The organism is Enterococcus camelliae, assembly GCF_042685105.1.
GTDB lineage: Bacteria > Bacillota > Bacilli > Lactobacillales > Enterococcaceae > Enterococcus_G > Enterococcus_G camelliae.
On record NZ_JBHUMO010000028.1, the window covers coordinates 15,739 to 27,139 of the forward strand.

The following is an 11,401-nucleotide window of genomic DNA, read 5'->3' on the forward strand; positions in this document are numbered from 1 at the left end:
TGCTATTCAAAAAAAAGTGGCCTTTTTTCTATTATCAGTCGCCAAATAACAATGAAGATGTTATTATCTATGATAATGATTCTAATTTATCAACTATTTCTAATTTGGTTGCATTCGGGGAGTGACGGGCATGTTTTATTTTATGGAAGGCTATTTGCGAAAAAAACTACAAGTGGCAGAACGATTGTATGCCTATGGTCAAGAGTTTCCCCGTGAAGTAGCCATGAAAAATTTAGATATTTCAAATTCAACGCTGACACAATACTTAGCAGAAATCACGCAATTATTTACGGAGAATTACGAATCTGGGAATTTATACAATTCGCATTCGTTAGAGAAAATTGCAATGGAACTTATTTCTCGATCCAAAAAAATTGAGGCATTGCGCTTACTGTTTTTGTACCCAGGAAATCCCGCATCGTTTTATAAAGATCAGCTAAGTACTAGTGATGCTTCCTTTGCTCGTTTGGTGGCGACACTGAAGGAAGATTTGGAACGCTTTCAGGTAACCATTATTGTTAAAAATGGGTATCGTATTCAGTCCAAAAATGAACTTCAGCTATGTTTTCTTTTCACATATTTGGGCCTTTTTTACTTTTGGTCGCGAGAAGATTTACAAAAGATAGTGGCAGGATACAAGCAAGATGAAACAGTTCAACAAATACTCGCCTATGATTTCGCTCCATTTACTTACGCCAACGATGGCTTTGAACAATTGTTCTTTCAAACCGTTTGTCTAATTCATGTACTGCGTCAATGCCAGCAAAAAGAGTTGGCTCCAGAAGAATTTGCAGAGGTACCGATTGAGAGAATTTTCCATCAATTTGAGGAAACCTTGGCATTTGTGAATGATCGGGTTCAACAACGGCTATCTGTCACAATGGCAGCTTGTTTTCCTGATACAACACCGCCCGCCGGAACAAGGGATGCTCTTTTAAGACTAGCTAGTTGTGTGGCGTTTCAAGTTACTCTTTTTCCATACAATGTCAATACTTTGCCATTGCGAATGATGTTTTTTGATCACAAGTATCGGGTCGTTTATCCTGAGCGACTGGATAGCTTGAATAATTTTACGATTCGTGTCTCAGAATGTTTACGCATTGATTTTACCATGCGAAATGAAATGGTTTTTTATTATCTTGCAGCGGATGATTTGCTGGCCTTTCACAAACGCAAAACCATCCATCTATATGTTTATTCATCAATTGGTGTGAGACGAACGAACTATTTTTATGATCAGCTAAAACCGTTATTGGGTTATTTCAAAGAAACGAGCACATTATCAATTATACAAGAAGACTTTTCCCAATTGCCTAGTAATGCCTATTTAGTTACGACAGATTTGCTTGCCGATTTTCCAAAAGAAAGACAGTTTTTGGTGAGTGACTTCGTATCCGCCGAAGACTATCTATTGTTACTGGCTTGGCTGAGAAAAAATGAAGTTATTCGAGACTGAGCTTAGGAGACTTTTTTTATAAAGGAGAGCGTTTTTTTGTGTTTCAATTTTTAGAGAGATATTTGGAGAGAAAAATTCGTATTGCCGAAGCACTTTATATTTACGGGGAAGATTTACCGAAAAGTACGATAAAAAAAGAATTAGGTATTTCGAATACCACTTTTAATCACTATATTTCAGAAGTGCGCCGAGTTTTTGGTGAGTTTTCTTCGGAGAATCTAAAATACAATAGTGATTCATTAATGGCGACAACATTTTTTTTTATGAAGCAGTCAATAAAAAGTCAATTGCTCTATGAGTTGTTTTTGTATCCAGGAAATGAGGCCAAATTTTATAAAGAACGGTTGGCCCTTTCAGATGCAACCTTTGCTAGAATGATTGCTCAATTAAAGGAAGATTTAAAGTCTTTCGATGCGCATATTGTGATTACTAATGGCTATCGAATAAGAGGCGAAAATGAAGCGTATGTGGGAATGTTATTTACGCAATTGCTGGTCTTTTTTAGATGGGATATCCAAACGCTATTTAAGGAAGTTGAAGTTGTTGCAGGAAAGCAAGAGCTAGAAAAAATTCTTCACTTGGATTTTTCACGATATATCTTCACAGAAGATACATACGAAGCTCGCTTTTTTCATGTAGCTTGTGCGATTGCCTTATTGAGGCAATGCCAACGTAAATCTGCATCTCAGTGGCCAGATTATTTGTCTTGTGAAGTAACAATAGATAAGATTGTTACGTATTTTGAAGAGGTGTACGACGAAGCCTTAACGGAAATAGAACATGCAGAGCTCACTCCATATAAAGGAGTCTATTCTCCGAAGATGCTTTCAGGAGATCAGGAACGATTGAAGCAATTAATTGTTTTAACAACTTTCCAAATCAAGTTGTTTCCCTACGATATGGGGCGTGTACCATTGCGAACAAATTATTTTATTAAAAAGATGTTTCATACCAACCCAGCTCGAGCGCTATCTATTCGGACAATTATTTATCGGGCAAAAGAATATTATCGAGTCGATTTCGATTTACGCTTGTCAATGGTTGTTTACTTTTTAGTGACGGAAGACCTCATTCATTTTGAAAAAATTCGACCTTTAAAAGTATATGTTTATTCTACCCTAGGCAAGAATCATCAACGCTATCTGATTAATCAAATTTCACAAATTCAAGGGTTCTTTCATTCACAACTCGACCTAGAATCATATGATGATCAATGCAAAGAAGTGGGAGATAAAAAATATTGCTTATTACTAACAACGCAAACAATGCCGGAAATACCTAGTAACAAACAGTTTTTGGTTAGTGATTTTGTTTCGGTAACTGACTTTGTCCGTATTACCATGTGGCTTAGAGAAAAGGCAGCCCATTTGTATATATAGAAAATAAAAAATAAAAAATAATCCTTTGATTGGTATGAATTATTGATACCAATCAAAGGATTATTTTTACACTAGTTATTTAATCAGAATAATTATCAAATAAAGTTTATGTAAAAAAAAAAGAGATTTATTCGCAAATAATAAATTGGACTAAAAGATGACTGACATATCAAGGTTTTTTTAAAAAAAGTGTTTTTTGTTTTCTGTTCCTATTCTCATTTCATAATCTTCTTTGAAAGTTTGTATAATAAGATATGGTGCTTTTTAATGTACTTCAGGTAGGTTTTGTTTGGTATTTAAAAAGCATACAAAAGATTATTTGGGGTGAGTATATGGAACAAAAACAAGCAAGCGGGAAGCGATTTTATAAACTCGCAAATTGGATTTCACTGCTAATATTGCTGGTTTCTTATTTGGCACCAATTGCACAAGTTGGCGCAGTAACTCAAGAAGATAAGGGCTTTGCAATCACATCAGCAAAAGAGATTGATGGAAAAAAGATTAAACTTTCCGCAGACGTAGTCAATAGTAGCACAGAAAATAAAACCTACTTAGTGGCGATTAGTCCAGAGAATAGTTTAACAAAAGAAAAAAATGCACCATTGAAAGACAAAACGGGGAAAGAGGTTGGCACCTATGAGGTGAATGGAACTGGTATAACTTTTACCATTTCACCAAATGTTCAATCTTCGATTGAGGTAGACTTAGGTGTAGCCAATGAATCGTTAACAGAAGTAACGCTAACAAATGATGGCAAGACAACAACGATCCCATTGACGACACCAGAAGCAAGCGCAACACCAGCTACAAGTGAAGCAGCAACTGAAGGTACCAAAACCGATACAACAAAAACTTCAGAAAGTGCAAAAGAATCAACTACGACAACTTCTAGCACTGAAGAAAAAAAGCAAACTACGACAAGTTCGAAAGAAACAGCAAAACAAGCAATTAAAGCTTCGGATGCAACAATAGGAAACGATATTTCCCAATATTTGCCGGACAGTTCTAAAGGTACAATAGTAGACAGTTTTTCAATTGATTTTACGAACAAAGATGGAGAAGTTGATCCTAAGGACGTAACAATAGCAACCAATATTGCGATTAATTACAACTGGTCAATTCCTAACGAATTGTTAAATGACTACCAGTTAAAAAATGGAGACTATTTTACTTTTAAACTACCAAGTAATGTGACCTATTCTGCCGGTGGTGGTTCACTTGGAGATTACGGTTCATATACCATTGATAAGGATGGTTTAGTGACATTTACATTTAATGAAAAAGTTGAAGATGAAAGTGATATAGAAGGAACGTTCCATTACAACCAAGGAAAAATGAACGTGACTGAACCAGGAAAAACAGAAATTGTGATTCCAACGACAACTGGTACCCCTAGTCAACCAGTGATTGTTAATCCGACTGGAGGAACAGATATTTCCAAAAGTGGAAAAATTGATTCTGCTACGAATGGGAAAAACGTGACTTGGACTATCGATGCAAATACAAGTCAAAAAGAATTGAAGAATGCCTCAATTCAAGAAAATTTCCCTGCCGGTTTAACGTTGACTTCTAGCAAAGTGACATTGTTAAACGTTGGAATGGACGGTACAATTATCGGTGTAGGCGATACCCTGACACAAGGTACAGACTATACTATTGATGCTAAAGGAAACATAACGCTTATTGGTAAATACGCGAATACACGCAAAGCTTTCCGTGTTACTTATGAAACGTCAATTGATGATTCTGCGAAAGCGGCTGATCCAAATAAACCTTATGATGGTGGGAAAGTTTCTTTCACTAATAATGCAACTCTTGTGAACGACGGCAAAGAACCAATTCCTGCGGCAGCAACAGTAACAACGACCTACGGAAAAATGATTGATAAAGCTGGTCAACAAGCCGGAGAAAACCAACAGTTAAATTGGACTATTAAATTTAATCTTGGTGAAAAAGATCTGAAACCAGGAAATGCAGTTATTGTAGACACATTGGATTCAAACTCTTCATACGTAAAAAATTCAATTATTGTAAAAACTGTTAATGGTGAAGTAGTAGATCCAAAAACTTATGAAGTAAGTTTCGATGATACAACGAATAAGATGACAATTAACTTTAAAGAAGGATTAAAGGTAGGGATTATTGCTACCTATAAAAGTACGTATAATGCACCACTTTCGTCAGATGGGCAGACTGTTAAAAATGAAGCGACTGGTGGAGGAGCTACAACAGGCGAAACTACCGGAAAGATTTCTCCAACTGGTGTAAAAAAAGAAATTAAAAATATTGACTACAATAAGCGCGAATTATCTTGGTCAATCACGTTTAACCAAGATCGTCAAAAATTTCATAATTTAAAAATTACCGATAGTATGGGACTCGGTTTAAGTTTGATTTATCCAACAGATTTTGTTGTAACAGACCTAGATACGAATCAAGTAGTATCAACGGATAAATACAAAATTGATCAAACAGCAGCATCTGCTACTGTAGGTGAGAATTTTGTTTTATCGTTTACTGATAAATTGACAGATGAAGAACATTCTCATGCGTATCGAATTGATTATAAAACAAAAGTTGATTACGATCTGATGACTAGTGGAAAATTTGAAAATAATGTTTCATATGATTGGATTGATATTAATAATCAACCTCATAATTCAAAGCAGGATATACCATTTAATCCAGTTTGGTTTGTAAAAGATGATGGTTTTAAAAATGGCAATTACAACGCAGTAACAAAAGAAATTACTTGGACAGTGGGTATCAACTTTCAATTACATGATTTAAAAAATGCATCCATCGTGGATTCTATAAAAAAGGGGCAAACATATGTAGATGGCAGTGCAGTTTTAAACAAAATAACATCTTTTGACGCTAAGGGTTATACCTTCGTTTCTACTTCTACCCCTGTAATGTTTGATGCAACAACACAAACACTTAGTACGAATCTTCCTGAAGACAATTCGGCTTACTTATTGATTTATAAGACGAGTGTTGATGGAACGATGATAACATCTAGCTATGCAAATACAGCTACTTACACAAATAATAGCAACTCGAAAAATTTTGATGCGACAGTGTCCGTTAAAAATGGGGACGAGTTAATTTCTAAAGGCGGTACACAAAGTACAGATGATTCTTCTTTAGTTAATTGGACTCTTACATTGAATGCATCACAATCAACAATTTCAGATGCGTCGATTACTGATACACCATCAGCAAATCAAACAACTGATTTTTCAAGTATTAAGATTCAACAAGCAGGAGTCAATACAGATGGTTCCCTTACAGGAAAACCATTAGATGGCAGCTCACCTTTAGTATTAGATACAGATTATTCAATAGAACAAGGTGAAAATGGAACATTTACGATTAAGTTCCTAAAAACGATTTCGAATGCGTATTATATTACGTATAATTCAATTATTGATTCAGATAAAGTGAATGACACATTGACTAACTCAGTAAACCTTTCTGGTAACGGAAAAACAAATATATCTGGCGACAAAACTGAAGAAGTTGATGTAATCAATAACGGGGGAAGTTCTTCTGGTTCGAATTACGAAATTGATGTCTTGAAAATAGACAAAGATACAGAAAAAGTTTTACCTGGAGCAACGTTTGAATTAACGAAAAAGAATAGCGACTTTAAGCAAGTAACAACAACAAATGAGTCTGGCCAAATTAATTTTGGTAAATTAAAATCGGGCACGTATTATCTAAAAGAAATTACAGCACCTTCAGGATATGTTTTATCAACTGAAGTAAAAACCATATTATTAAGTAAGACCTCAACAACCAATGGAAAGTTTGCAATTACCCAAGAAAATGAACAAATGACAGGCTCCGTAGAATTAACCAAGACAGATAGTGATACCAGCAAAGTATTATCTGGAGCTGTTTTCACATTATTTGATGAAACGAATCAAGTAGTGAAAGACGGACTAGTTACTGATAAAGATGGTAAAATTTCTGTTTCGAACTTGAAGCCAGGTAACTATTACTTTGTAGAAACAGCAGCTCCAGCCGGTTATGAATTCGATAAGGATAAAAAATACGAATTTACGGTTGAATTACAAACGACGGCTAAAGTGGCAACTGTCTCTGCAACGAACGCAGAAAAGACTGGTTCTGTTGAATTAACCAAAACAGATAGTGATACAAATAAAGTGTTAGCGGGTGCGACCTTTGCTTTGTACAAAGCAGATGGCACAAAATTAGAAGAAGAGCTACAAACAAATGAGCAAGGAAAATTATTAGTAGATAACTTAAAACCAGGCAACTATTACTTTAAAGAAACCGCAGCGCCAGCTGGCTATGAGTTTGATAGCAACAAGGAATATAACTTTACGGTTGAATTACAAACGACGGCTAAAGTGGCAACTGTCTCTGCGACCAATACCCAAAAGACGGGCTCAGTAAAACTAAGTAAAACCGATAGTGATACTGGCAAGGCGTTAGCAGGTGCAACTTTTAGCATCTTCAAGAAAGATGGTACTGTTGTAGCCAAAGATTTGGTGACAGAGGCTAATGGTGAATTGAATTATAGTGGTCTAAAACCAGGCGACTATTACTTCGTAGAAACCGCAGCGCCAGCTGGCTATGAATTCGACAAGGATAAGAAATATGAGTTCACCGTTGAATTACAAACAGAAACAAAAGTCGCAACGGTTTCAGCAACAAATGCGCAAAAAACGGGTTCAGTTGAACTGACAAAATTGGATGATGATACAAATAAAGTACTACCAGGTGCAACATTTACGTTATATGATGCAACGGACAAAGTTGTCAAAGAAGGTTTAGTTACAGGTAAAGATGGCAAAGTTTCGGTCGATAACTTGAAACCAGGCAACTATTATTTCAAAGAAACCGCAGCCCCAGATGGCTATGATTTTGATAGTACTGCCAAATATCCGGTAATTTTAGGGTTGCAAGTTGATAACAAACCAACACCAGGTACGGTTGTGGTAGGTAATGCACAAACGAGTGGATCAATTCAATTAGTGAAATTGGATAGTGACACGGAAAAACCATTACCAGGTGCAACGTTCGATTTGTATAATGCAGAGAATGAAAAAATCAAATCTGCATTAACAACTGATGATAATGGTACGATTACAGTTAAAAACTTAAAACCAGGAAGTTACTACTTTGTGGAAACAGCAGCGCCAGCCGGTTATGAATTTGATAAGGATGCGAAATATGTTGCAAACTTACCATTGCAAACAACCGAAAATAAACAAGTTGTCAAAGTAACAGCTGAAAATGCCCAAAAGACAGGTTCAGTAGTCTTAACGAAGATGGATAGTGATACGAATAAAACATTAGCAGGTGCAACCTTTGCATTGTACAAAGCAGACGGTACCCAAGTAAATGTGAAAGATCCAAATCCTATGATTACCAATGCTGATGGTAAACTTACCGTAGATAACTTGAAACCAGGCAACTATTACTTTGTAGAAACAGCAGCGCCAGCCGGTTATGAATTTGATGCAGATAAGAAATACGAATTCACCGTTGAGTTACAAACCGAAACGAAAGTCGCAACGGTTTCCGCAACCAATGCTCAAAAGACAGGCTCAGTAGTTTTGACGAAGACGGATAGTGATACGGATAAAGTGTTGGCGGGTGCAATCTTTGCTCTGTATAAGAAAGACGGGACAGAAGTTGCAACTGATTTGAAGACCAATACAAAAGGACAAATCACCTATGAAGGTCTGAAACCAGGTAACTATTACTTTGTAGAAACAGCAGCGCCAGCCGGTTATGAATTCGACAAAGATAAAAAGTATGAATTCACCGTTGAGTTGCAAACCGAAACAAAAGTCGCAACAGTTTCAGTAGAAAATGCTGAAAAGACAGGTTCAGTAGTCTTAACGAAGACGGATAGTGCAACGAAACAAGTCTTAGTAGGTGCTGTATTTACTTTATTTAAAGCAGATGGCACAGTTGTAGCAAAAGATTTGAAGACTAATACAAAAGGACAAATCACCTATGAAGGTTTGAAACCAGGAAGCTATTACTTCAAAGAAACAATTGCTCCAACAGGCTATCAATTGGATAAAGATAAAAAATATAGCTTTACTGTTGAATTACAAACAACAAGCAAAGTTGCAAATGTAGCGGTAACCAATACAAAAATTCCTGCAAAACCAATCAACAATCAACCAAATAATGGACATAAATTACCAAATACTGGTCAAAAAACGGCTACATGGATGACGCTTCTCGGTGTATTCTTAATCGTAGTTGTCGCAGGAATTTGGGTGGTTAAACGAAAATTTAACTAATTGATACTACTATTGATTAGTGTGAGACAAAATGGACGGACTCAACAGAGTTCGTCCATTTTGCTATTTTCTTTTATTAACGAACTATATCATGCCAGTTTTTTGCCAAAATAAGGTATAATCAAATAAATGAAAGCATTTTTTATTTGATAAGGGAAGGAGGGGCGAAATGCCAAATTAGAAAGCTATTAAAGAGGATGTAGTCAATTTTTTTACTTAAGTTGCTAATAGCAGTTTTTTTGTAATACAGCAAGTATTTTCTTTTATCCATTTGTTGTAGGTGCACGTAGCAATTTTCTTGATCAAGACACACTGATTATCAATAACAGAATAGTGGGGCTATCTTTATTCCAGTGATTGAAGTTCGTTTGCCGTTATTTGATACAACAAACGAGATGGTTTGAATGTTATTTTTGACAGATTCTATGAAGTGACTATTGTGAATTCAAGTACAAAATACGCAATGATTTTAACAAAAGCTTTCTATTTAAATGCAACGGATTTGAGAATAATGGGTGTAAAGAGCATCGAGAGACTAGCAATGTTAAAAAACGGAAAGGATATCGGTCATCTTGCACATATAACCAAAAGAATAAGAAACTCGATTGCAGTTTTTTGGTTTTTTCTATGGCCGTTATTGTCCTTTCTCTTTCAAAAAAATGAATAACAAGAACTAAAAGATCGAATGAAAGAACAACTACAAGCAAATGGTTGATTTTTACTTTTTTCTTTAGCCTTTGTCAAGTACAATTTGTTAAAGGAGATGAAGAGATGCTGCATTTTTTAGAACGCCAATTGGAGAAAAAAGTGAAGGTTGCAGAATATTTGTATTTAAACAATGGGCAAGCGATTGAGAAGAGAGTTGCACAAGAACTAGGTATTTCCATGAGTTCTATTCAACAGTATTTCAAAGAAATTGATCAGTTGTACCAAGCGTATCGAACGAATGGAACTGTCTATAATTCTCATTCGTTACTAAAAATAACTGATGGGTTTGTTAGTCAATCAATCAAAATGAAATTGCTAAAAATAATTGTTTATTATCCAGGTCAGCAGTCTTCCTTTTACAAACAATCATTAAATTTAAGTGATGCAACATTTTCGCGATTAGTGGCTCAATTGCGAATGGATTTATCGCGGTACGAGATTCGTCTGTTAATAAAAAATGGTTATCAAATTGAGGGGAAAGAAGAACTCAATATTATTGGTTTCTTCACGCATTTGGCTTTCTTTTATAAATGGTCTTTATCGGAGTTAAGGGAAGTTATCACTAAGCTTGGTGGCGAAAACGAACTCAAAGAGATTGACCAATTGTCTTTTGATTCCATCACAGTGGTTCACTCCAAACTAGAAGATCATTTTTTAAGTTATTTTTTCTTAGTTGCCGTGATCCGTAGCTATCAAAAAAATACCTTTTTTGAAAAAGATAAATGCTATGCCGAGTGTGTGATTACCACACTTAAGGCTTGGCTGCGCGAGAGCTATCTTGAATCAATTATAAAGGTTGAAGAGAAATTTGATCAGCTTTTACCGTTTAGTTTTGCAAATCACATTCACCCTAAAAACTACTCACAGGTTAAGGCCATTCTAGTCTCAACGTTGGTACAATTGAGGTTATTGCCTTTTCGCATTTCAATATCACCCCGTATACAGTTTTTTGAAAATAAATTTGCACAAGTTTCACCAGAAGAATTTGCGACAATGAGGTCATTCTTATATCGAGCCTCTCGCATTTTAAGGGCGGATTTGCTCAAACGTCAGGATAATATCAGCTTTTTTTTAATTACCAATGCGGAGATGTATCAAAAAGAATTTACACCTAGCATTATTCAGATTTATTCCTCGATTGGTGAAAAACATGCGCAGTATATTTTAAAAAAAGTCCAACCTTTAAGTGCTTTTTTTGATGACACATTGGCAATGACATGTGTCAGTGAACGGAGTGAACTAATGGCAGATGGTAAATCAGTTGTTTTAACCACTGACTTACTACCAGAACTTCAGGTTGGAAGACAGTATTTAGTGAGTGATTTCGTTTCTTTGTCAGAGATTGTTCGAATGGGCATATGGCTAAAAGAGTTCTTACTTCTTTAAAAAATGTCAGCTGATAAAATAATCTTTGAAAATTGACATTTTTTTATTTTTTGTGAATAAACCGATTTGTTTTTCTTGGTTCATTGTAAGATGAACTTAGCCACTTTCAAGCAATAAAAAAACGTCATAGCGAAAAATCGTGTATTATTGAAGTTCCAACACAATCAATAAGGAGATTT

4 protein-coding genes are annotated in these 11,401 nt (G+C 35.5%); all 4 read left to right on the forward strand.

Going from position 1 to position 11,401, the window contains the following annotated elements; genetic code table 11:
• Nucleotides 1–130 precede the first annotated feature (130 nt).
• The 4 genes from ACFSR0_RS04335 to ACFSR0_RS04350 all read left to right on the forward strand — a co-directional run bounded on the left by ACFSR0_RS04335 (nt 131) and on the right by ACFSR0_RS04350 (nt 11,222).
• Nucleotides 131–1,456 (forward strand): hypothetical protein, encoded by a 1,326-nt coding sequence (locus ACFSR0_RS04335; RefSeq protein WP_379980272.1) that lies wholly within the window; start codon nt 131–133, stop codon nt 1,454–1,456.
• Between the two features lie 38 nt (nt 1,457–1,494).
• The gene (locus ACFSR0_RS04340) at nt 1,495–2,835 is read left to right on the forward strand and encodes a helix-turn-helix domain-containing protein (protein ID WP_379980274.1); all 1,341 of its coding nucleotides are present in this window, start codon (nt 1,495–1,497) and stop codon (nt 2,833–2,835) included.
• A 332-nt stretch (nt 2,836–3,167) separates the two neighbouring features.
• Nucleotides 3,168–9,128 (forward strand): SpaA isopeptide-forming pilin-related protein, encoded by a 5,961-nt coding sequence (locus ACFSR0_RS04345; RefSeq protein ID WP_379980276.1) that lies wholly within the window; start codon nt 3,168–3,170, stop codon nt 9,126–9,128.
• Nucleotides 9,129–9,899: 771 nt separating this feature from the next.
• Nucleotides 9,900–11,222, forward strand: a complete 1,323-nt coding sequence (locus ACFSR0_RS04350) for a helix-turn-helix domain-containing protein (protein ID WP_379980278.1) — start codon at nt 9,900–9,902, stop codon at nt 11,220–11,222.
• Nucleotides 11,223–11,401: the final 179 nt, after the last annotated feature.